We start from the raw sequence: 21,694 nt of genomic DNA on the forward strand, positions 1-21,694 counted from the left end.
TCCAACCGGTCCCGATAGTGCTTGCGGTGCAACAGCAACGGCCAGGTCACGTCCGAGAGTTGCCAGGCCAGTGCGGCATGCCCGTGGCGCAGCGCGGTCCGCCCCGCGCCGATCAGGTTGACCCGTTCACGCTCCAGCCAGTCCAACGCCTCCTGCCGGTCGGCGAACCGGGGCAGGTTCCACGGCCGGGTCAGGTAGCCGTACGGCAGCCGCCGACGGTACGGCGTCACGACGAGATCGGCCTCCCTGGCCGCGGCGAGATACCACTCCAGGATCCCGCGCAGTACCGCCTGCCGTTCCGGTTCCGGCTCGTCCCGCTCCAGTTTCTGTCGGGCATGCAGTCGAACCAGGTCGTGGAACCGGAAGTGGCCCTCCGTCACCTCCTCGAGCAGGCTCGCCTCGAGCAGTGCCTCCAGCATCGCGTCCGCCCGCGTTCCGGGGTCGTTCGGGTCCGTCTCCCCGGACGGGTCCCCGGTGTTCCCGTCCTCCGCCGGTAGCAGCGCGGCGGCCACACCCGCACCGAACTCGGGCCCGGGATGCAGTGCCAGTCGCCGGTAGAACCTCGCCACGTCCGGTTGCAGGGAGCGGTACGAGATGTCGAAGGTGGCCTGGACCGACAGTCCGTCCGTCCGGGAGAGCCGGCTCAGCCGGTACGTCTCGGAGGCCAGGTCGAGCGCCATCCGCCGTACGGAGAGACGGGGCCGGGCCGCCAACCGGGCGGCGGCGACACAGAGCGCGATCGGCAGGCCGGCACAGATGTCGGCGATCTGGGCGGCTTCGACGGGCTCCCGGTCGATCCGTCCCGCCCCGGTCGCCCGGGACAGCAGCAGGACGGACTCGGCCGGGCACAGCGGCGCCAGGTCCACCAGCCGGGCACCGTCGGCGACCAGCCCGACGAGCCGGACCCGGCTGGTGACCAGCACGCCGGACCGCCCGGCCGGAAGCAGCGCCCGTACCTGGGCGGTCGAGTACGCGTTGTCCAGCAGCACCAGGAGGGTCCGCTCGGCGGTGACCGACCGGTACAGCGCCACCTGCTCGGCGAGGGTGACCGGGACCCGCTGCGGAGCCGTCCCGAGCGCCCGGAGAAGTTCACCCAACGCCTCGCTCGGATCGACGGGGTCATTTCCGCCGAATCCGCCCAGGTCCACGTAGAGCTGCCCGTCCGGAAAACGGTCCCGCGCATTGTCGGCCCATCGCACCGCCAGTGCGGTCTTGCCAACTCCACCAGGCCCGAGGAGCACGACGAGAGCCGGTCCCGCGGTCCGGAAAAGCGCGTCGATATCGGCTAGCTCCGCAGTTCTCGCCACGAAGTGCGGGGACGGAGTCGGCAGTTGTCGCGGAATCGGCGACGTGTCCGGAGAGGCTTCGTGAATATGTACGCCACCGTGAATCGCACCGGCTTGCAGACTCGGCCCGTACACCGTTCCGGACATCGCATTGGACGTACCCGTTTCCGGCCTCTCCGGGCCGCCCGCGTACTGGTCGTCGCCGCGCCGCTGCCGCACGGGGCACCTCCAGGGTCGACGTGGGAGGGGGGTCAGAACGAGACGTCGCCCCGGATGTCCCGAGCCTGGACCACCCGGTCGGCACTACCGCTGAACTGGTTGATCACTCCGCCGGTCTCCGCCGACGGCTCCCCCGCGCCGTCCCGCCAGAGCGCCTGCACCCGCTCCTCGAGGTCGGGGTCGGCGGCCAACAACCGGGCGAGCGCCTCGGCGAGGTCGGCCCGGTTGGTCTCGTCGGGATTCGCGACCGCCGCGTCCAGAGTGTCCTCGCCCCTTCCCTCTGTTCGGAAACGGTTTCGGACCAGGCGGTAGAGCTGCCCGAGCAGACCGCCACCACCGGCGATGAGCGCTTCTCCGCCCTTGGTCGCCAATCCGGTCGCGATGGCCAGAACAAGTTGATCCTGCATTGGCGTTCCCCCAGCACCCCGAGACGTCGCGCCGCCCGGGCCGGCAATTGATCACGCTACGATCCATCCGACTCGATCGCCGGCCCACCCACCACCTTACCGCCGGCCCCGCAGATGCCGTCCCAAGGGACGATTCTCGGGAATTGCCCTCCGTAGGCAAATGTCATTGATAAGCACAGGCATTGACCTATTTTGATGTCCATTTCGTGAGAACCCGCCACAAGCCCCACGAGAGCCGCCCATGATGGCCTATTCCTCCCCGCGTCGCTCGGGTAGCCTACGGCGGTGCGGATCATGGACCTGCCACGATTTCTCCAGCAAATTACGGAGAGCATCCCCTTGATTACTCATGAGGCCACCACCACCTGGATGGACTGGCTCGCCATCGGAATGCACTCACTTAGCGTGATTACAACTTCACTTATTTGATAACACGGCCCCTTCGGCCGAATTCTTCAACACCGCCCGCAATCCGATATCCCCATCCGACCGGCCGGGTCAGCGAGGTGACACTCGGCCGGCGATTCCCCCTGCCCGGGACATGGCTGTTCACCGACTCCGCCGATGGGGCGAGGTAGACGCGGTTGCCGGCGGCGGCGCCGCCGTACCTCCAGGCACCGAGGGGTCCGGCGACGAGCAGTCCGGTCGCGGCCATCGACATCGGTAGCAGCCCGAACGCCAGCCGTCGTCGTACGCCCATCTCGACCACCTCCGGCTCCACCGGACCGACGGCGGTGTGGTTTCCCGGGTCGAGACAAATGGATGACCTCGCCGTAGGTCAGGCCCGCAGCGATTCGGCGACCCGACGGGCAAGCATCCTCAGGCTTGACAAACAGCCACACCGGTCGGATGGTTAGCTACATGAGTAACCAACCAACTAGGTCGAGCCCGGGCGGCACCACGCCCAGGGCCCGGCCGTCGGCGGGCGGGTCGGCGTGATGGAGGACGGGCGACCGATCTTCCTTCAGATCGCGGAGCTGATCGAAAACTCGATCATCGACGGCACGCTCACCGAAGAGGGCCAGGTGCCCTCGACCAACGAGTTGGCGGCGTTCCACCGGATCAATCCGGCCACCGCGGGCAAGGGCGTCAACCAGCTGGTGGACGACGGGATTCTCTACAAGAAGCGAGGTATCGGCATGTTCGTCGCCACCGGCGCCCGCGCGAAACTGCGGGACCGTCGTCGTGAGGAATTCGCCCAGCAGTTCCTGCATCCGCTGCTCACCGAGGCGAGCAAGCTCGGCATCGACGCCGACGACCTCAAGCGAATGATCGACCGATGGGAGCAGGGGCGATGAGCACGGTGGTGAGCGCTCAGGGCATCACCAAGCGGTTCCGGGACGTGACCGCCCTGGACCAGATCAGTTTCTCGCTGGCGGAAAACAAGATCCACGGGCTGCTCGGCCGGAACGGGGCCGGCAAGACGACCCTGATGCAGATCATGACCGGCCAGGGATTCGCGACGTCAGGAAACATGACGATCTTCGGTCAGTCGCCGTACGAGAACGAGACCGTGATGGCCCGGGTCTGCTTCATCAAGGAGAGCCAGACCTATCCGCAGCACTTCAAGGTCCGGCACGCGCTGGAGTCGGCCCGGCTCCTCTTCCCCGATTGGGACGAGGAGTTCGCGCAGGCACTGCTGGCGGACTTCCGGCTGCCGCTCGGCCGGCACATCCGGAAGCTGTCCCGAGGCATGCATTCCATGCTCGGCATCATCATCGGACTCGCCTCCCGGGCCCCGCTGACCCTCTTCGACGAGCCGTACCTCGGCCTCGACGCCGTCGCCCGGCACCTCTTCTACGACCACCTGCTCACCGACTACGCCGAGCATCCCCGCACGGTCGTCCTCTCCACCCACCTCATCGACGAGGTCGGCGAGCTGATCGAGCACGTACTCCTGCTCGACCAGGGGCGGGTGCTGCTCGACACCACGGCCGAGGCCCTGCGCGGCCAGGTTGTCACCGTCGCCGGGCCGGCCACGGCCGTCGACGAGTTCGCCGCGAACAACGAGGAACTGCACCGCGAGCGCCTGGGCCGGTACGCCCGGGCGACCCTGCGCGGCACCTTCGGCCCGAGCGAACGGGCCCAGGCGAAGGGGCTCGGACTCGACATCGAGGCGGTCTCCCTCCAGGACATCGTCATCCGGCTCACCACCTCGCAGGCAAAGACCGGCGGCACGACCAGCGGCAGCGCCGCCAGCACCCCGAAGGAGACCGTCCGATGAGCGAGCACCACGACCGAGTCGGTCGGCTCGGTCCAGAAGCCCAGAACGCCGGCGAGCGAACCGAGGAGGGGGCATGAGCCGTCTACTTCCGGTGATCCGGGTCCAGCTCGTCGGCTGGCCGAACACGCTGGGCTTCCCCTGGCTGCTGCTCACCCTCATCTTCGGGGTCAACTACGCCATCTTCCTGGCCATCGGGGACGTCGACGACGGACCCAAGACCGGCGCCATCGCCTCGATCTACATCGTGATGTTCGTCGCCGCCATCAACTCGATCACTCAGCTCCTCCCGTTCACGATGGCGCTGAGCGTGATCCGGCGGACCTTCTACCTGGCGGCCTCGCTGCTCCTGCTCGCCGAGTCGGCGGTCTTCGGCACCGCCCTCTACCTCTTCGCGCTGCTCGAGGACGCGACCGGCGGCTGGGGGCTGGGACTCGAGTTCTTCGGCCTGGGCTTCCTCGACCAGGACAACCCGCTGTTGCAGATCCTGGTCTACACGGTGCCGTTCATCGCGCTGGGCTTCCTGGGGATCTTCATCGCCGTCTACTACAAGCGTTTCGGGATGACCGGCATGTACCTCCTGGTCATCTGCAAGCTCCTGGTACTGGCCGCCCTCGCCCTGCTGGCGACCTGGCTGGACCTGTGGAGCGGCATCGGACAATGGCTGGGCGACCAGCCGACCGCCGCCTGGCTCGCCGGCTGGCCGGCCCTGCTCGCGGCACTCCTGGCCGGCGCCGGCTATGCCACCATCCGCCGCGTGACACCCTGACGAGCCTGTAAGGAAGGGCCCCTTCTTATCGTTTTCTGTAGAAGAAGGGGCCCTTCCTAACGCTTCTTCCGCTTCAAGCCGGAGCGGGTACGAGGGGTGGGTTGGCAGGTGGGGCACCAGTAGGAGTTTCTACCGGCCAGGTCAGCGCGCAGGATTTCGGTGCCGCAGACGTGGCAGGGCTGGGCGGCCCGGCGGTAGACGTACACCTCGCCACCGTGCCGGTCGACCCGGGGCGACCGACCCATCGCCTCCGGCAGGTGCCGGTCGTACACCGTGTCGATCTGGCCGGTGCGGACGGCCGTACCCATCAGCTCGACGAGATCGGCCCAGATCTTCCGCCATCCCTCCGGGCTCAGTTCACGCCCCGGAGTGGTCGGCCGGAGGCCAGCCCGGAACAGTGTCTCGGTCACGAAGATCAGGCCGGTGCCGGCCACGACCGACTGGTCGAGCAGCAACGCGAAGAGCGGGGTGGGGCTGCGGCGGATCCGGGCGTACGCCTCGTCCGGGTCGGCATCGGCCCGCAACGGATCCGCGCCCAACCGGGCCTGTAGCGCCTCGACCTCCGGCGGCGACAGCAGTTCGCAGGCGGTCGGGCCGCGCAGGTCGAGCCAGTGCAGGTCGGTCGTCAGCCGCAACCGGACCTGACCGACCGGCGCCGGCGGCTCACCGTCCCCGTCGGCGAACTTCCCGTAAAGCCCCAGGTGTACGTGCAGCGCCTGCCCGCCGTCGTAGTGGTGCAGCAGGTGCTTGCCGTACGCCTCCGTCCGGTCCAGCACCGCGCCGGAGAGCAGTGCGGCGCCCTCGGCGAACCTGCCCTGCGGGCTGCTGGCGAGCACCTTCTCGCCGGCGAACATCGCCTGGTGGCGTGCTGCCAACCGGTAGATGGTGTGACCCTCGGGCATGGTTGCCAAGCATAGCCAGCAGCAGATCCCGCCCCGCCCTGCCGGCGGGTCGGTCAGCCCTCGCCCTGCCGACGGGTCGGTCAGCTCTCGCCCTGCCGGCGGGTCGGTCAGCCCTCGCCCTGCCGACGGGTCGGTCAGCTCTGCGGCTGGGCGATGTTGACCATCCACGGGACGCCGAAGCGGTCGGTGCAGGCACCGAACTCGTCGCCCCACATCTGCCGCTCCAGCGGAACCGTCACGATTCCACCGTCCGACAACGCCGACCAGTAGCCGCGCAGTTCGTCGGCGTCGTCCCCGCTCAGGCTCACCGTGATGGTGTTGCCCGGGTCGTACTCCATGCCGGGTGGCGTGTCCGCGCCCATGAGCGTGAACCCGCTGTCGGTCTCGAGCATGCCGTGCATGATCTTGTCCCTCTCGGCCGAGCCCTCCGCCGAGCCCTCGGCCGAGCCTCCGGCACCAAACTCGCCGAACGTGTTGAGGGCCAGGCTTCCGCCGAAGACGCGCTGATAGAACTCCATGGCCTGCCGGGCGTTGCCACCGAAGCTGATGTACGGGTTGAGCCGAGTCGGCACTGGTGCTCCCCTGGTCGGAATCGACGTCGTCCTCGGAAACCAACGAGACATCCCCCGTCGAGGTTCCTGCGCGACGCCTCCTATCGTCAGGGCAGCTTGACGTCAAGGTGATCTGACGGCATGCTGACGACATGCCAAACCCGGACGACCTGGAGAGACAGTTCACGCTGCTGACGGCGGCGGCCCGGTACGACCAGCTTCGGATGCGGGACGCGCTCGCCCCGCCGACCGAGGAACCGATGGACGGCGACGATCCGGAACTGCGGCCGCTGTCGAAGGAGGAGGCGCTGGAACTCCTCGCTCTCGGCGAAGTGATCATGAGGAAGGCGAGCTACGGACGGCAACTGACCGTACGGACGGCACGGGCGACCGGCGCCTCCTGGGCACAGATCGGCGCTTCGCTCGCGACCAGCAAGCAGGCGGCCTGGGAGACCCACGCCCGCTGGCTCGACGAGCAGGAAACCAACACGCGAAGCGAGGAGACCCCATGACTTCCGTACTCCCCCGCCCCTTCCGGCTCGACGTCGCCGACGCCGACCTGGCCGACCTGCGTCGACGGCTGGCGGAGACCAGATGGCCGGCCGAGGTCCCCGACCTGCCGTGGCGGCGGGGCGTACCGCTGGCCTACCTGAAGGAGCTGGTGGAGTACTGGCACACCGGCTACGACTGGCGTCGTCTGGAGGCACGACTGAACGAGATTCCCCAGTTCACCACCGTGCTCGACGGCACCAACGTGCACTTCCTGCACGTACGCTCGCCGGAACCCGACGCACTGCCGTTGATCGTCACGCACGGCTGGCCAGGCTCCATGGTGGAGTTCCTCGACGTACTCGGCCCGCTGACCGACCCGCGCCGGCACGGTGGTGACCCCGCCGACGCGTTCCACCTGGTCGTACCCTCCATTCCGGGCTTCGGACTCTCCGGGCCGCTGCCCGAGGCCGGCTGGGACCTCACCCGGGTCGCCCGAGCCTGGGCCGAACTGATGCACCTGCTCGGCTACCGGCGGTACGGCGCGCAGGGCGGCGACTGGGGCCACGCCATCAGCCGGGAACTGGGCATCATCGACGCCGAGCACGTCGTCGGCGTACACCTCAACACCCTGCTCACGCTCCCCTCCGGCGATCCGGCCGAAGCCGCCACGCTGATTGACGCGGACCGGGCCCGACTCGACCAACTGTTCCGCGCCGAACCGGAGATGTCCGGCTACGCGAAGCTCCAGGGGACCCGGCCGCAGACCCTGGCGTACGCCCTGACCGACTCACCGGTCGGGCAACTGGCCTGGATCGTGGAGAAGTTCAAGGAGTGGACGGACTCGACCGACGCACCGGAGGACGGCGTTCCCCGGGACCTGCTGCTGACCAACGTCATGCTCTACTGGCTGACCCGTACGGCCGGCTCCTCGGCCAACATCTACTACGAGACGTCCCACCCGACGGCCGTCACACCGCCACGACGGTTGACGGTCCCGACCGGGGTCGCCGTGTTCGGCCACGACGTCGCGCTACCGGTCCGCCGGCTCGCCGAGCGGGACAACAACATCGTGCACTGGTCGGAGTTCGACCGCGGTGGGCACTTCGCGGCGCTGGAGGAGCCCGACCTGTTCGTCGCCGATCTGCGGACGTTCTTCGGCCTGGTCCGCTGAGCCGGAACGGCGCCCCCGAACTCGGGGCCGTGGTCACCCCGATCGCCGACGGATCAGCCGTGCCACGAGTGCCACAGGGCGGCGTACGCCCCATCGGCCCGGAGCAGTTCGTCATGGCTGCCGAGTTCGGTGACCCGGCCGTCCGCCAGCACCGCCACCCGGTCCGCGTCGTGCGCGGTGTTCAGCCGGTGTGCGATCGCGATCACCGTACGCCCGGCGAGCACGCTGCCCAGGGCCCGCTCGGCACGGCGGGCGGTCGTCGGGTCGAGCGCGGCGGTCGCCTCGTCGAGGATCAGCGTGTCCGGGTCGGCGAGGACGAGGCGGGCCAGCGCCAACTGCTGGGCGTCGGCCGGGGACAGGTCACGGGCGCCGTCGCCGAGCTGCGTGTCGAGGCCGTCGGGCAGGTCGTCGTACCAGTCGGCCCCGACGGCGGCCAGCGCGGACCGCATCTGCTCGTCGGACGCGGCCGGTGCGGCGAAGGCGAGGTTGTCCCGCACCGAGCCGATGAAGACGTGGTGCTCCTGGGTCACCAGGGCGATCCGGCGGCGACGTTCGGCCGGGTCGAGGTCGACGACCCGGCAGCCACCGATGCTCACCTCGCCGTGCTGCGGCGTGTCGATTCCGGCGAGCAGGCGGGCGAGGGTCGACTTGCCGGCACCCGAGGGTCCGACGATGGCGAGCCGTTCACCGGGACGGACCTCCAGGTCGATCCCGTGCAGCACCTCCGGGCCGTCGGCGTAGCCGAACCGCGCACCCCGGACGACGAGCCGCTGCCCCCGGGGTACGGACACCCGGCCCCGGGGCTCCGGCGGCACCTGGCCGACCCCGAGTACCCGGGCGAACGAGGCAAGGCCGCGCTGCGCCTGCTCCATCCACTGGAGGATCTGGTCCAGCGGACCGATCGCCTGTTGCAGGTAGAGCGCGGCGGTGACCACCTCGCCGAGGGTGACCAGGTCGTTGTCGAGGAAGAGGCCGCCGACGAGCAGCACCGCGGCGATCGGCAGCGCGTAACTTCCCTCCACCACCGGGTAGAAGACCGACCGCAGCGCGAGGGTACGACGCCGGGTCGCCCACACCTGGCCGATCCGGGCGTTGCCGTGTACGACGCGATCCTCGCCGAGCCGGAGCGCCTCGACGGTGCGGGCGCCTTCGGCGGTCGTGGTCAACGCCTCGGTCAACTCCGCGGTCGCCGCGCCCTCGGCAAGGTACGCGGTGCGGGCCCGCCGCAGGTACCAGCGGGTCACCGCGTAGATCGACGGCAGCCCGGTCAGCGCGACCAGTCCGAGCATCGGATGCAGCAGGAACACCGCCCCGAAGAGCAGCACCAGTTGCGCCGACGCGATCACCACGACCGGCACCACCTCGCGGACCGTGACCCCGACCGTGGTCACGTCGACCGAGCTGCGGGTGGCGAGGTCCCCGGTGCCGGCCCGCTCGACGACCGAGACGGGCAGGGCGAGCGTCCGGCGTACGAACTCCTCGCGCAGCCGGGCGACGGCACGTTCACCGAACCGGTGGCCGGCGTACTGCGCGTACCTGCTGAGCAGGCACTGGGCCAGCACGCAGCCGGCGATGGCGATGGCCAGCCGGTCCACGGTGCCGACCCCGGCGCCGGATCCGACCTCGTCCACGATGGTGCCGAGCAGCCAGGGTGCGGCGAGCCCGGTGATCGTGGCCGCGATGTGCAGCACCAGCATGACCGCGACCGCCCGGCGATCCCGGCCGACGAGGTCCACCATTGCCCGGCGAATCGCCGGCCGGTCGGCCACCGGAAGCCCGTTCACCGCAGCGACCCCTCGACGTCGACGGGGGCGAATTCGGTCGACCCGTCGAAGCCGCCGGTCTCGGCACCCGGGTCGGGTTCCTCCTCCCGGGAGACAAGTGCCCGGTACCCCGGATCCCGGTCGAGCAGCTCGGCGCGGGTGCCGGTGGCCACGATCCGTCCGTCGCGCAGGTGAGCCACCGTGTCGGCGCGGCCGAGCAGCAACGGCGAGGTGGCGAGCACGATCGTGGTCCGCCCGGCCCGCGCCGTCCGGATCCGCTCCGCGATCCGCGCCTCGGTGTGCGCGTCCACCGCCGAGGTCGGGTCGACGAGGATCAGCACCTCCGGCTCGGCGAGCAACGCCCGCGCCAGCCGTACGCGTTGCCGTTGGCCACCGGAGAGCCGGCGGGCCCGGGCGTCGATCGGGGTGCCGAGCCCCTCGGGCAGGGCATCTACGACGTCCTCGGCCGAGGCGACCCGTAGTGCAGCCCGGAACTCGTCGTCGCCGAGGCCCTTCCGGACCCGGAGAATCTCCCGCAGCGTTCCGGCGAAGAGGTACGAGTCGTGGTCGGCGACGAGGATCCGGCCGCGCACCTCGGCGAGTGCGATCCTGGTCAGCGGCACCCCGCCCCAGATCACCTCGCTGACGACGAACCGCCCGAGCCGGTCGGCCAGCGCGCTCGCGTCGGCCGGGTCGTCGGCGGCGACGGCGACCAGTCGGCCGTGGTGTACGACCAGTCCGGAGGCGGGGTCCCGCAGTTCGGCCGGACCGGTCGGCGCCGGCCGGTCTCCGGGTGGCCCACCGGCGTCGTCCACGCTCCGTCCGCGTACACCGCCCGGAGTCCGCCCGCGTACGCCGCCGGGCCTCGACCGCCCGCGTACACCGCTCGGCTTCGACCCGGGCACGTCGTCCGGGGCGGTCCGCCCGTCGACGTGGTCCGGGGTCAGGTTGAGCAGCGCGACGATCCGGCGGGCCGCGACCCGCCCCCGGATCATCTGGTAGCTGCCCTCCAACAGGAACCAGACCGGTACGACGAGGACCGCCACGTATCCGTAGACGGCGACCAACTGCCCGATGGTGATGTCCCCGGTCGCGGCCATCCGCGCCGCGACCCAGACCACGGCCGCGAGGAACAGTCCCGGGATGGCGAGGGTCAGCGCGTCGATCCAACTGTTGACGGCGCCCACCCGGTAGCCCTCGGCCAGCAGGTCCTGGGACCGGGTCGCGTACCGGCGGGCGAAGAGGTCGCGCCCACCGACCCCGGCGAGGACCCGCAGCCCGGCCACGATGTCCCCGGCCCGGGTGGTGAGAACTCCCTGCTGGTGCCGGTAGACGGTCTCGGCGCGCTCCAGCCGGCGCAGCAGCGGCCCGATCACGACGGCGATCACCGGCACGCCCAGCAGGACGCAGAGCGCGAGCAGCGGCGAGATCGACCAGAGCACGACCGCCACCACCGAGTACGCGACGACCGCGCCCACTCCCGGACCGGTCATCGTCAACACGTGCGACGTGTTTCCGATGTCGGAACCACCGACGGTGGCGACCTCGCCCGCGGCGAGCTTGCGCGGCAGCACCGCGCCGATCCGGGACAGCTGCCGCAGCAGTACGGCTGCGGAGCGGGCGGTCGCGTCCTCCCGGATGAAGGTCATCGTGCGGTGTCGCAGGATTCCGAGCTGGGCCATGACGATCCCCGCGACGACGATCGCGCCGACCCAGAACAGCAGGGCGCGGTTGTCGCGGCCGCGTAGCCCGTCGTCGATGGCCCGCGAGATCAGGTAGGGCCGGAGCGACAGCCCGGTCATCCAGGCCGTGCCGACCAGGCTGGCGCGCAGTACCCGCCAGGGCTGGCAACGGACCAGCCACCAGATGTACCTCAGCGGCCCCCTCGTGTCCGGAATGCCGGGATGGGGGTGCGGGAGCTGCGGAGGCACGGGCCCAGGCTACCGACCGGCCCGGGACGTACCCATTCATTTACCTGGCCGAGCGCTGCCGGCAGCCAGGTCACTACGACGTGAGGTGCTGGTCCGCGAAGGCCTTGGCCAGGCGTTCTACGTCGGGCCGACAGGTGTCGGTCGGTGCGCGCTGAGCGAACGTGGCGACGATGTTGCTGTAGCGGACGACGAGCGAGCAGGTGGGCTTCGACCACCAGGCCTCGTCGCCCCAGCCGGTCACGGCCTCGGCCTTACCTGCCTCGGACTTGGCGAAAGTGGCCGCCCCGCTGCTCGCCAGTTTCGCCGGGAAGAGCCGGAGCGAGATGGTCAGCGCCACCGTCCGTCCGGCGAGCATGCCGAGGCAGGCGGCGCCGGCCGTCCACTTCTCCGATGCCTTCGGCTCCTGGTCGATCTTGAGCATGTCGCCCTGGAAGGTCCCCCGCATCTCCTCGGGCAGCACGTTGCAGGCCGGCAGCTTCGAGAATGGACCGGAAGCGGCCTGGGCGGCCGTGGTGGGCGCCGCCGTGGTGGGCGCCGGTCCGGTGGTGGCTGGCGGCGTACTCGTGCTGGCGGACGGCGCCTGGTCCGGTTCGTCCGACCCGCCGCATCCGGACAGGGCGGAACAGGCCAGCACACCGAGCAGCAGCAGGGACGCGACGGAAGAGCGGGCGGAAGTGCGCATCGTGCCTCCAGGGGAGACTAGATAGCGAGGTCCGTCTATTTTAGACGTCGCCGGATTCCCCGGACGCACGGCACCACGACGCCCCCGCTCCGGCGGCGTGCCGCCACGGCCGGCAAGCGTGCCACCACGGCCGGCAAGCGTGCCACCACGACCGACGGCGTCCGGCCGGTGGCCCGGTCAGAGACGCAGGCCCAGGTAGGTCAGCGGGCCGGAGTCGGCGACGTCGACCACCTGGAAGCCGAGCCGGTCGTAGAACGCCCGCGCGGGCCGGTTCTCGGTGATCATCCCGACGTGCAGCCCGGGTACGCCGGCCCGGCGCATCGCCCCGGTACAGGCGTCGATCAGGGCCCGACCGTGCCGGCCCGCTGGTACCCGGGCAGCAGGTCGATGTGCAGGTGCGCCGGATAGTCCGCCAGGTCGGCCAGGATCATGCGTTCCGGGGTGTGCAGCAGGTGCGCCATGACCGCGTCCGGGGTGCCGGGTTCATCCACCGGCTCCGGGTAGCGGTCGGCGACCCGGGGCAGCCACTCGGCGCGGAACCGGCGGACGAAGACTGCGGTGTCGGCGGTGCCGAGGACGTACCCGACGGCCCGGCCCCGGTCGTCGAGGACGAACGCCAGATCCGGTTCCAGTTGGGCGTACGGGTGGGCGAAGATGTTCGGCAGGATGTCCGGGTCGTCGTACGAGCCGGAGGCGTCCTGCCCAGCGTCGGCGGTACGGATGCAGATGTCGTGTACGGCGTCCCGGTCGCCGGGCCGATACGGGCGAATGATCATTCTGTGCAATCTATCGGGACCGGTCGTCGTGGCCGTGCCCCTGTCGGATGTTCAACGTCAACAACAGATCCGGAATAGCGCGACAAGATGGACATCGACGTACGCCTGCGCCTCGCCGCCGGGAGCGGCGTAGCTTGGTGGTCGGCTTTGTCGACCGCCCGCGCCGACCGCGACCCGGGCCCGAGGCTTCGCAGGAGGTGGACCCGATGATCATCCATGCGCGGTTCAACGGGCCGCCCGGCTCGGGCAACGGCGGCTACTCCGCCGGGCTGTTCGCCCACGGCGACCCGTGCGAGGTCACGCTCCGGACGCCGCCGCCGCTGGAGACCCCGCTGTCCCTGCTCGACTGCCAGGTCCGAACCCCGGACGGCACCGTCGTGGCCGAGGTCGCACCGGCCCCGGAGATCGACACGGTGGTCCCGCCGATCGGGTACGCCGAAGCCGTCAGCGCCGCCACCGGGTACGTCGGGTTCGCCGACCATCCCTTCCCGACCTGCTACGTCTGCGGGCCCGACCGGGCCGAGGACGACGGATTACGCATCTTCCCCGGTCGGGTGGCGGACGGCAGCACCGCCGCCCCGTGGACCGTTCCGGCCGATGTCTCCACCGAACTGGTCTGGGCGGCGCTGGACTGCCCCGGCGGTTGGGCCGTGATCGGCCCCGTCCGGCCGTACGTGCTGGGTCGGATCGCCGTACAGGTGGACCGGCTGCCCGCCCCCGGCGACCAGTGCGTGGTACGCGGTGCCCTGACCGCGACCGAGGGTCGTAAGGCCCTCGTGCACACCACCCTGTACGGCCCGGACGGCGCCGAGTTGGCCCGCGCCCGCGCCACCTGGATCGCGCTGCCCAGCGAGGTCCCGGCCCAACCCACACGACCGGCCCGGCCGACCCAATCCACTCAACCGGCCTGACCGGTCGGATCGGCCTGACCGGTCGGATCGGCTACCCGGTAACCCACACCCGGTGTCGTGGCGATGATCGCCGGGCTGCCGAGTTTCCGTCGCAGCCGCCCGATCGTCACCGCGACGGTGTTGGTGAACGGGTCGGCGTTCTCGTCCCACACCTGTTCGAGGAGATCCTCGGCGCTGAGGAAGGCGGGGCTGGCCCGGAGGAGGGCTTCGAGTAGCGCGAACTCCTTGACCGAGAGGGCGAGCTGCCGGTCGTCGCGGGTGGCGGTGCGGCACACGGGGTCGAGTTCGATCCCGGCCACGTGCAGTCGCCGGGCTCGGGCGGACGGCCGTCGGCGGGCCAGGGCGCGGATCCGCAACACCAGTTCGGGGAAGTGGAAGGGCTTGCCGAGGTAGTCGTCGGCACCGAGGCGCAGGCCCGTGACCCGGTCCCCGGGAGAGCCGGCCGCGGTCAGCATCAGGACCATCGGTCGGTCGTCCCGTTCGGTGATCATCTGGCAGAGGGTGTCGCCGTGGATTCCGGGCAGGTCGCGGTCGAGGAGGACCACCTCGTAGGCGTTGACGTCGAGTTTGCCGGCGGCGGCCAGGCCGTCGTGGGCGACGTCCACGGCCATTCCCTGATCCCGCAGTCCCTCGGCGAGGACCTCGGCGAGCGAGCGGGCGTCCTCGACCACCAGGATTCTCATCCGGTGACGCCGTGCGGTGCGGTCGCCAGCGGTAGTGCGATGGTGACGCGCAGGCCGCCCTCGGACCGGGCGTGCAGGTCGAGGCGTCCGCCGTGCGCGCCGACGATGGCGGTGACGATCGACAGGCCGAGGCCGGAACCGGTCTCCGAGCCGGTCCGGTCGGGAGCGAGCCGCCGGAAGGGCTGGGCGAGTTGGGCGACGTGTCCGGGGTCCAGGATCGGCCCGCCCGTCTCCACGACGAGCTGCGCCGAGGTGGCCTCCGTCCGGGTCGACACCCGGATCCAGCCGCCGTGCCGGTTGTGGATGACCGCGTTGTCGATCACGTTGTCCGCCATCCTCGACAGCAGGGCGGGGCTGCCCCGGGTCCATGCGGCTTCGGAGAGGTCGCCGTCGTCCAGGGTGAGGCGCTTCGCCGCGATGGTGGCGGCGCGGGCGGTCACGGCCTGCGACACGAGGTCGCCGAGCGACACCGGAGTGCCGTCCGCGAGTGTGCCGTGCTGCGCACGGGCGAGTACGAGGAATCCCTCCAGCAGGTGGTCGACCCGGTCGAGTTCGGTACGGAGCCGGTCCGCCAGCGCGATCGTCTGCGGTGGCGCCGGCTGCGGCTTGGCCAGGGCGACGTCCAGCGCCGCCCGCACGGTCGTCAGCGGCGTCCGTAGCTCGTGGGAGGCGTTGGCGACGAACCGCCGTTGCGCCGCGAACGACGCCTCCAGGCGTTCCAGCAGCCCGTCGATGGTGTCCGCCAGGTCTTTCACCTCGTCGGCCGGTCCCGGCGCCGCCAGCCGCTCGTGCAGGTTCTCGGCGGAGATCCGCCGGGTCGCCGCGGTGATGGTCCGCAGCGGGCGCAGCACCCGGCCGGCGACGGCCTTGCCCAGCAGGACCGAGACGACCGCCATCACGGCGAGCGCGATCAGCGAGCCCATCAGCAGTTGGCGGGAGTGGATCGAGTGGATCTCCGCGAGCTGCGCTTCGAGCTGGTGCACGCGCTGCTCGGCAGCCGGAAGGCCGGACTGCCCGGTGGACGGGTTCTGTCCGGGCACGGCCCGGGTCACCTGGATCTCACCGGCGAACAGGTTGGTGAGGGCCAGCAGGCCGACTCCGGACACCAGGAACAGGGCGGCGTACAGGATGGTGAACCGCAGCCGTACGGTCCCTCCGAACAGTGCTGGACGTCGCCGCTGGCTCATTCGTTCCCTTCCCGTCGTCGTCCTGGCCCCCAGGATGCCGCGCCGGGCCTAACAACGGCATGACAGCGGCGGTTCCGGCGGTGTTACCCGAGGAACCGTAGAACCGGACCCATGCCAGCAACCAACGAGCTTCCCGTCGAGCCCTTGACAACATTGGTACGCCGGGAATGGGCCACCTTCCGCAGCCGCCGCCGACTGGTCGCGCTGACGGCCGCGACGCTTGTCGTCATCCTGATCGGCCTGCTCGTCGGGGTCGTCAACCGGAGTGTGTGCAGCGAGGGTCCGATCGAGGTCGCCTGCCCCACCGATCCCGTGGGCCCGGCCGGGCAGACGGTCAGCGACCAGTTCTACTTCGCCCACCAGCCGTTGGGGGAACACGGCAGCATCACCGCCCGGATGACCGCAATGACGGGGACCATCACCTATCCGCCGCCCGACCATGACGAGATCGTTCCCGGTCTCGTACCGTGGGCGAAGGCCGGCGTCATCGTCAAGGACGGCACCCGGCAGGGTTCCTCCTACGCGGCGCTGATGGTCACCGGCAGCCACGGCGTACGGATGCAGCACGACTATGTCCACGACACGGCGGGCCGCCCGGGGGGCGTCTCGACCTCCTCGCCGCGCTGGCTGCGCCTGACCCGAGCCGGGAACACCATCACCGGCGAGGAGTCGACCGACGGCGTGCGCTGGACGACGGTCGGGACCGCCCACCTGCCGGGGCTTCCGCGTACGGTGCTGGTGGGACTCTTCGCCACCTCGCCGGGAGATCTCACGTTGCGCCCGACGGGCCTCGGCGGGAGCATCGTCGAGTCGCGCTTCACCCAGGCCAGCGCCGTCTTCGACAACGTCGCCCTGGCGGGCGGCGGGACGGGGAGCCGGTGGAGCCACGGCAGCGTCGGGGAGATGGGCCACACGGACTGGGAGCGTTATCACCGGCCGCCCGGCTTCGTCGAGTCGAACGGCACCGCGACCGTCACCGGCTCCGGTGACATCGCACCGCTCGGCATGGCGGGTCAGCACACCGTGGAGGACACCCTCGTCGGCCTGGCCATCGGCCTGGTGATGCTGATCGTGCTGGCGACGCGGTTCGGCTCGGGCAGGTACCGGCCGGATTCGACGGGTGCCGGGGCGCCGGGCAGCCGTGTCCTGGCGGCGAGGGCGGTCGTGGTCGGCGCGGTCACCTTCCTCACCGGCCTGGTCGCCGCGGGCGCCGTGTTGCCGCTCGGTACGGCGGTCCTGCGCGCCAACGGCACCGCGGTCCTCGCGGCACCCGCCCTCACCCAGGTACGGGTCGTCGTCGGGGTCGCCGCGCTGCTGGCCGTCGCCGCCGTCCTCGCGCTCGCCCTCGGTGCCCTGTTCCGGCGTACCTGGGTGGCGATCCTGGTCGCGATCTCCGCGGTCGTCCTTCCCTACGTCCTCGGGGGCCTGCCACTCCTGCCCGACGCCGTCTCCGAATGGCTGCTGCGACTCACTCCCGCCGCCGGCTTCGCCGTGCAGCAGACCATCCGCGAGTACCCGCAGGTGCTCGGCCACTACGCACCATCGGCGGGCTACTTTCCGCTGCCGTGGTGGGCCGGGCTCGCCGTACTGTGCGGCTATGCCGCCGTCGCACTCCGGATGGGGATGATCCGGGCGCGCCGAACCGTCGCGACGCGACGCCAGGCGGAGTGGAGGTAGCGACCTGGTACCCGGTCGCTACCACAGGCACGGCCCCTCGGACGCTGCCTCACCTGGCTCCGGAAGTTGCCCCACCTGGCTCCGGACGCTGTGCCAGCTGGCCCCGGCAGCGGTCTCAGCTGGCCCGCCGGGGGTCTCACCTGACCCCCGGCGGCTGCCTCAGGTGACCCGGGGGACGACGGCGACGCGGGCGCCGTGGACGGTCGGAGTTCCGAGTTCGGCGGCGACGGCGTGGGCGTAGCGGGCGTGCGACAGCTGTGCCGTCGCCTGCTCCCGGGTGACGGGTTCCGCCGCCAACTGGTACTCCTGCCCGGTCGCCGGCTCCGGTTGGGCTCCGAATCCGGCCGGCGGGGTCAGGATGGCCCAGTCGAGCGTGGTGGTCCGTAGCGCGAGAAGTTCCCGCGCATGCGCCTCGGCGAACGGTCTGAGCTGGGCCGGGAACAACGTCGGATCGTCCATCACGCGCTGGCCCGAGTCGAGCGTCAACGTGGCCGTCAGACCGACCGCGATGAGCCGTCGATCCGGCCGGTCCCAGACCTCGTCGATCGCGATTACGATCTTGGCGTAGTAGTCGAGGTCGAAACCGTCGAACGACTGTGGCGGAGCCGTGAACGGCGTCACGGCCAGCACGACGGCTTCGACGGTACGGAGCACCGGCGCCAACCGCTCTGGGTGCTGGGCGTCCCCCTGGATGGCGCGTAGCTGCGGGTGCGGCGGTAGCTCGTGCCGGGTCGGATCGCGGAGCACAGCGGTGACGTGATGGTCCTGGTGAAGCAGGGCAGCGGTCACCGCACGGCCGACGCGTCCGGCGGCACCGAACACGGCGACGCGCTGTCGGGTGTTGTCGGAAGTGGCGGGCATGGGCGCGACAGTAGGTGAGACAGGCCCGGTAACCGCAACGTAACCACGTACGCTGAGTGGGTGATCAGGGCCGACGGGCCGTTACCGGGATTCGATCCGGCTTGCCCGATGAGCAGTTTTCCGATCCAGGTCGGCGGCAAGTGGACCGCGATGATCGTGTTGTGCCTCGAGGACGGCCCGCGACGCTTCGGGGTCCTGCGGCAGCATCTCCGTCCGATCAGCGCGAAGGTCCTCGCGGAAACCCTGTCCGCGATGGAGCGCGACGGGCTGGTCAGTCGTTGCCCGCTGATCGGCGCCGACGACGGCGGCGTCGAGTACCGGCTGACATCGCTCGGCCGGACACTGCTCGACGTGATCGAACACATGCGGGCCTGGGCGCGGGACAACATCGACGAACTGACGCGCGCCCGGGACTCCTTCGACCGGGCCGATTCCACCTGGTAGAGACCCACGTGGACTACGGACGAGCAGTCCCGCCGCCGCCCGGCTGGATCCGACTGATCAGGTCGTGCATCGGCTTGGTGCCGCTGCCGACCATGATTCCGGTGACGATGCCGTCGATCCAGACCGGCAGACCCTTCCACTCGGGGCCGGCGATCGCGTGCAGCAGGTAGAACCCGCCGGCCGTGGCGGCGAGTGTCGCGACCGCGACCGCGATCCCCCAGGCCACGATGGTGCGGTTGCCCCGGCCCCGGTCCGCCCGCTCGCGGAGCCCGGCCAGCGCCGCCTGCTCCGCCACGGTCGCGTCGCGGGACAGGTTCGCCAACTCGGCCTCGGCACGCTGTACGGCGGCCTCGACACGACGGCCCGGCAACCAGCGGGAGAACGGTTCCAGGATCCGTTCGATCGCGGCGGCGAAGACGATCAGGATGCCGAAGACGGCGACGGTGTCCGGCGGCCGGATGACCTCCCCACCACCACCGCTGGTCCAGAGGGCCCACGAGCCCGCCCCGGCGGCGCCGATCAGGAGGAAGGCGGTCAGCACCGCCCCGAAACTGGCCGGGCTGCCGCCGGTCCGGCTCGTCGATCCGGCGGTCGATCCGGCGGCGGGCGTACCGCCCACTGCGGTCGGTGCCGCCCGGCCGAGCTGTCCGGCACCGGCACCCGGTCCCGGGCTGTCCACGTCGGAGAAGGCTCCCGGCGCGGGGGCCGCCGCGACGCGGCTCACCGTGGCCTCGACGAACTGGCCCGCCTGCCCCACAAGGGAAGTACCCCGTTCCACCGCCACGACTTCCCCCCGAGTCAGCGCATCTCCGAACTGCCGAGCGGGAAGGCTACGCCTCGGCGGTGACGGGAATACGACCGGGTGCTCGGGCCGCCCGAACCGACGACAAACTTCCGATCCCCCTTGATACATGGGAAGCTGTCGATGCTTCGCGGGGAGGTCACGCGTGTCGCGCCGCCGACGGGCTCCGGCGGTGACGCAGTCGCGCCCACCACCCATGCCACGCGAAGGAGACCAATGAACGCCATCCCCGTACGCCGCCGGTCCACGTTGACCTGCGCGCTGACCCTGGCCGCCCTGGCGGTCCTCGTACCCGCCAACCCGGCGCAGGCCGCGGTCGGCTGCGAGGTCACGTACACCTCGTCGAGCTGGAGCACCGGCTTCGTCGGCAACGCGCAGATCAGGAACCTCGGCGACACCTGGACCGCCCCCACCGTCCAGTTGACCTTCACCGGCAACCAGCAGATCACCAGCGGCTGGGGCTACGAACTCAGCCAGAGCGGCACCCAGGTGACCGCCCGCAGCATGACATGGAGCCGTCCGATCGCGACCGGGGAGACGCTCGCGTTCGGCTTCGGCGGCAGTTACACCGGAATCAACCTGCCGCCGACCGACTGGCGGGTCAACGGCGTGCCCTGTGTCCTCACCGGTCAGCCGCCCGCGGTTATCGCCGAGCCGACCTCGCTGTCAGTGCCCGAGGGCCACGGCGTTTCGTTCTCCATACGGTTGAGCCATCCGCCGGCGCAGGCGACCTCTCTCCGGATGACGACCCGGGGCACCGGCATCTGGGCCAGCCCGCCGGTGCTGCTGACCTTCAACTCGACGAACTGGAGCACCCCGCAGTCGTTCAGCGTGTACAGCGCCCAGGACCAGGACACGGTCGACGACGTCGTCGTCTTCACGCTCGCCTATCCGGGCTACGTCTCCGACACGGTCACCGTCACCCAGGTCGACGACGACTAGGTTCGGCGGCACGCGTCGCCGGCGGGCGGACGGGGCACCCGGCGCCCGGACCGCCCGCCGGCTCCGGTGTCGTCGCGGACCTGCCATCCTGCCCGCCGAGGTGTGACGGAACGGGCATCGGGGTACACCGATCGAAGCTGCTGCGTAGGCGCCAAGAGATCAAGGGCTCCACGCACTTATCAGGAGGTGTGTTGTGGTCAGGATTCCTTCACTTTCGCGCCACTCGGAGCCGACGCCGACGCCGACGCGCGACGAGAACGGCGACGGTCGGATCGATGCTCGTGACGAGACGCCGGCAACCGGTGACACCACGCCGAAGACGGGCGAGACCCGGGTCGCCGACGCCGTGCCCGCGCGTACCGAGCCCCGCACCGAGCCCGTACCGGCCGACCACGACGGTGTCGCCAAGACGCCGACGAACCGCGCCCGGAGCGCGGTGGCCGAGCGGGACACCACCACCCGACCGACTCCCCCGGGTACGTCCGAGACCGATCACCGGCCGGAGGCCGAGCGCGGGTTGGGCGAGCGCACGCCGAGCACCGAGGAGCGGCCGGAGGTCGTGGTGCCCGCCGGACCCCGGCCCCGGGCCAGCATGCTCGCCACGCTCAGTTTGATCGTCGGCGTGGCCGGTGCCGCGTTCGTGCTCACCGGCGCCCTCGCCGGGTACGGCATCGCGCTGGGCGCCCTCGCCGTGCTGTTGGCGATCGGAGGCGTCTCCGCGACCGCCCGCCGGCACGTGGCCGGCAAGTCCGACGCCCTCATCGGGCTGGTCCTCGGCCTCGGCGCCATCGTGGTCGGCGTGATCGCGATGACCGGGCAGTTCAACTGGCCGACCACCGACGGCGACACGGTCGTGCAGTTCCGCGAGTGGCTTGATTCACAGTTTGTCGACCGGTTCTGACCGGGTAGTTAGATCCGCGGAGCGGTGGTGCACCGCTCTGGCCTCGCCAGCCGGTGGTGGTTCACCACCAGTGCGCACGTTTTTTCGGGGGCGGCGATACTGCCGCCCCCGAAGTG

22 protein-coding genes and 1 pseudogene are annotated in these 21,694 nt (G+C 70.7%); 10 read left to right on the forward strand and 13 right to left on the reverse strand.

The window, feature by feature from the left end:
- Positions 1-713: 713 nt before the first annotated feature.
- Both I0C86_RS43185 and I0C86_RS10465 read right to left on the reverse strand, forming a co-directional pair.
- Positions 714-1,433 (reverse strand): annotated as a pseudogene (locus I0C86_RS43185) (NB-ARC domain-containing protein); the annotation flags it as partial.
- A 104-nt stretch (positions 1,434-1,537) separates the two neighbouring features.
- Positions 1,538-1,912 carry a hypothetical protein gene (locus I0C86_RS10465; RefSeq protein WP_196201027.1) on the reverse strand — a complete coding sequence of 125 codons (375 nt, stop codon included), beginning with the start codon at positions 1,910-1,912 and terminating at the stop codon, positions 1,538-1,540.
- 938 nt (positions 1,913-2,850) lie between these two features.
- Between I0C86_RS10465 and I0C86_RS10470 the strand changes: the two genes are divergently transcribed.
- The 3 genes from I0C86_RS10470 to I0C86_RS10480 all read left to right on the forward strand — a co-directional run bounded on the left by I0C86_RS10470 (position 2,851) and on the right by I0C86_RS10480 (position 4,902).
- Complete coding sequence (locus I0C86_RS10470; protein WP_196201028.1) at positions 2,851-3,210, forward strand: GntR family transcriptional regulator; 360 nt, start codon at positions 2,851-2,853, stop codon at positions 3,208-3,210.
- A complete protein-coding gene (locus I0C86_RS10475; RefSeq protein WP_196201029.1) occupies positions 3,207-4,136 on the forward strand; it encodes an ABC transporter ATP-binding protein in 930 nt (309 codons plus the stop codon). The genes I0C86_RS10470 and I0C86_RS10475 overlap by 4 nt, the downstream gene beginning before the upstream one ends.
- Positions 4,137-4,209: 73 nt before the next feature.
- Positions 4,210-4,902 (forward strand): hypothetical protein, encoded by a 693-nt coding sequence (locus I0C86_RS10480; RefSeq protein WP_196201030.1) that lies wholly within the window; start codon positions 4,210-4,212, stop codon positions 4,900-4,902.
- 56 nt (positions 4,903-4,958) lie between these two features.
- On the opposite strand, the gene I0C86_RS10485 is transcribed toward I0C86_RS10480, so the two are convergent.
- Together I0C86_RS10485 and I0C86_RS10490 are read right to left on the reverse strand one after the other, a co-directional pair.
- Entirely contained in the window at positions 4,959-5,804 is an 846-nt protein-coding gene (locus I0C86_RS10485; RefSeq protein ID WP_196201031.1) for an Fpg/Nei family DNA glycosylase, read from the reverse strand.
- 134 nt (positions 5,805-5,938) lie between these two features.
- Positions 5,939-6,376, reverse strand: a complete 438-nt coding sequence (locus tag I0C86_RS10490) for a VOC family protein (protein ID WP_196201032.1) — start codon at positions 6,374-6,376, stop codon at positions 5,939-5,941.
- A gap of 131 nt (positions 6,377-6,507) precedes the next feature.
- Here I0C86_RS10490 and I0C86_RS10495 point away from each other — a divergent pair, with 131 nt between their 5' ends.
- Together I0C86_RS10495 and I0C86_RS10500 are read left to right on the forward strand one after the other, a co-directional pair.
- Complete coding sequence (locus tag I0C86_RS10495; protein ID WP_196201033.1) at positions 6,508-6,867, forward strand: hypothetical protein; 360 nt, start codon at positions 6,508-6,510, stop codon at positions 6,865-6,867.
- Positions 6,864-8,018, forward strand: coding sequence for an epoxide hydrolase family protein (locus tag I0C86_RS10500; protein ID WP_196201034.1), 1,155 nt, complete (start codon positions 6,864-6,866; stop codon positions 8,016-8,018). The genes I0C86_RS10495 and I0C86_RS10500 overlap by 4 nt, the downstream gene beginning before the upstream one ends.
- A 53-nt stretch (positions 8,019-8,071) precedes the next feature.
- Here I0C86_RS10500 and I0C86_RS10505 read toward each other — a convergent pair whose 3' ends face one another.
- From I0C86_RS10505 to I0C86_RS10520, 5 genes are all read right to left on the reverse strand, one after another.
- Positions 8,072-9,757, reverse strand: coding sequence for an ABC transporter ATP-binding protein (locus I0C86_RS10505; RefSeq protein ID WP_196201051.1), 1,686 nt, complete (start codon positions 9,755-9,757; stop codon positions 8,072-8,074).
- Positions 9,758-9,798: 41 nt separating this feature from the next.
- Complete coding sequence (locus I0C86_RS10510) at positions 9,799-11,712, reverse strand: ABC transporter ATP-binding protein (RefSeq protein ID WP_196201035.1); 1,914 nt, start codon at positions 11,710-11,712, stop codon at positions 9,799-9,801.
- Between the two features lie 73 nt (positions 11,713-11,785).
- Complete coding sequence (locus tag I0C86_RS10515) at positions 11,786-12,394, reverse strand: hypothetical protein (RefSeq protein ID WP_196201036.1); 609 nt, start codon at positions 12,392-12,394, stop codon at positions 11,786-11,788.
- Between the two features lie 177 nt (positions 12,395-12,571).
- Positions 12,572-12,715 (reverse strand): N-acetyltransferase, encoded by a 144-nt coding sequence (locus tag I0C86_RS43190; protein WP_230393924.1) that lies wholly within the window; start codon positions 12,713-12,715, stop codon positions 12,572-12,574.
- Between the two features lie 20 nt (positions 12,716-12,735).
- Positions 12,736-13,170: a GNAT family N-acetyltransferase gene (locus tag I0C86_RS10520; RefSeq protein WP_230393925.1), complete on the reverse strand. Its 435-nt coding sequence runs from the start codon at positions 13,168-13,170 to the stop codon at positions 12,736-12,738.
- Positions 13,171-13,376: 206 nt separating this feature from the next.
- Between I0C86_RS10520 and I0C86_RS10525 the strand changes: the two genes are divergently transcribed.
- The gene (locus I0C86_RS10525) at positions 13,377-14,081 is read left to right on the forward strand and encodes a hypothetical protein (RefSeq protein WP_196201037.1); all 705 of its coding nucleotides are present in this window, start codon (positions 13,377-13,379) and stop codon (positions 14,079-14,081) included.
- On the opposite strand, the gene I0C86_RS10530 is transcribed toward I0C86_RS10525, so the two are convergent.
- Both I0C86_RS10530 and I0C86_RS10535 read right to left on the reverse strand, forming a co-directional pair.
- On the reverse strand, positions 14,069-14,764 hold the full coding sequence (locus tag I0C86_RS10530; protein ID WP_196201038.1) for a response regulator transcription factor: 696 nt from the start codon (positions 14,762-14,764) through the stop codon (positions 14,069-14,071). The two genes, I0C86_RS10525 and I0C86_RS10530, sit on opposite strands and share 13 nt — an antisense overlap.
- Positions 14,761-15,951 (reverse strand): sensor histidine kinase, encoded by a 1,191-nt coding sequence (locus I0C86_RS10535; RefSeq protein WP_196201039.1) that lies wholly within the window; start codon positions 15,949-15,951, stop codon positions 14,761-14,763. Before I0C86_RS10535 ends, I0C86_RS10530 begins: the two co-directional genes overlap by 4 nt.
- 111 nt (positions 15,952-16,062) lie before the next feature.
- Here I0C86_RS10535 and I0C86_RS10540 point away from each other — a divergent pair, with 111 nt between their 5' ends.
- Positions 16,063-17,628 carry a DUF1349 domain-containing protein gene (locus tag I0C86_RS10540; RefSeq protein WP_196201040.1) on the forward strand — a complete coding sequence of 522 codons (1,566 nt, stop codon included), beginning with the start codon at positions 16,063-16,065 and terminating at the stop codon, positions 17,626-17,628.
- A gap of 159 nt (positions 17,629-17,787) precedes the next feature.
- Here I0C86_RS10540 and I0C86_RS10545 read toward each other — a convergent pair whose 3' ends face one another.
- Complete coding sequence (locus I0C86_RS10545; RefSeq protein ID WP_196201041.1) at positions 17,788-18,489, reverse strand: NAD(P)-dependent oxidoreductase; 702 nt, start codon at positions 18,487-18,489, stop codon at positions 17,788-17,790.
- 108 nt (positions 18,490-18,597) lie between these two features.
- Between I0C86_RS10545 and I0C86_RS10550 the strand changes: the two genes are divergently transcribed.
- Positions 18,598-18,933 carry a winged helix-turn-helix transcriptional regulator gene (locus tag I0C86_RS10550; RefSeq protein ID WP_196201042.1) on the forward strand — a complete coding sequence of 112 codons (336 nt, stop codon included), beginning with the start codon at positions 18,598-18,600 and terminating at the stop codon, positions 18,931-18,933.
- A gap of 13 nt (positions 18,934-18,946) precedes the next feature.
- Here I0C86_RS10550 and I0C86_RS10555 read toward each other — a convergent pair whose 3' ends face one another.
- Positions 18,947-19,711 carry a hypothetical protein gene (locus tag I0C86_RS10555; RefSeq protein ID WP_196201043.1) on the reverse strand — a complete coding sequence of 255 codons (765 nt, stop codon included), beginning with the start codon at positions 19,709-19,711 and terminating at the stop codon, positions 18,947-18,949.
- A 240-nt stretch (positions 19,712-19,951) separates the two neighbouring features.
- Here I0C86_RS10555 and I0C86_RS10560 point away from each other — a divergent pair, with 240 nt between their 5' ends.
- Together I0C86_RS10560 and I0C86_RS10565 are read left to right on the forward strand one after the other, a co-directional pair.
- Positions 19,952-20,677, forward strand: a complete 726-nt coding sequence (locus tag I0C86_RS10560; protein WP_196201044.1) for a cellulose binding domain-containing protein — start codon at positions 19,952-19,954, stop codon at positions 20,675-20,677.
- Between the two features lie 193 nt (positions 20,678-20,870).
- Positions 20,871-21,578: a hypothetical protein gene (locus I0C86_RS10565; protein WP_230393926.1), complete on the forward strand. Its 708-nt coding sequence runs from the start codon at positions 20,871-20,873 to the stop codon at positions 21,576-21,578.
- Positions 21,579-21,694: the final 116 nt, after the last annotated feature.

The sequence above is a fragment of the Plantactinospora alkalitolerans genome, assembly GCF_015690345.1.
GTDB classification, from domain to species: domain Bacteria; phylum Actinomycetota; class Actinomycetes; order Mycobacteriales; family Micromonosporaceae; genus Plantactinospora; species Plantactinospora alkalitolerans.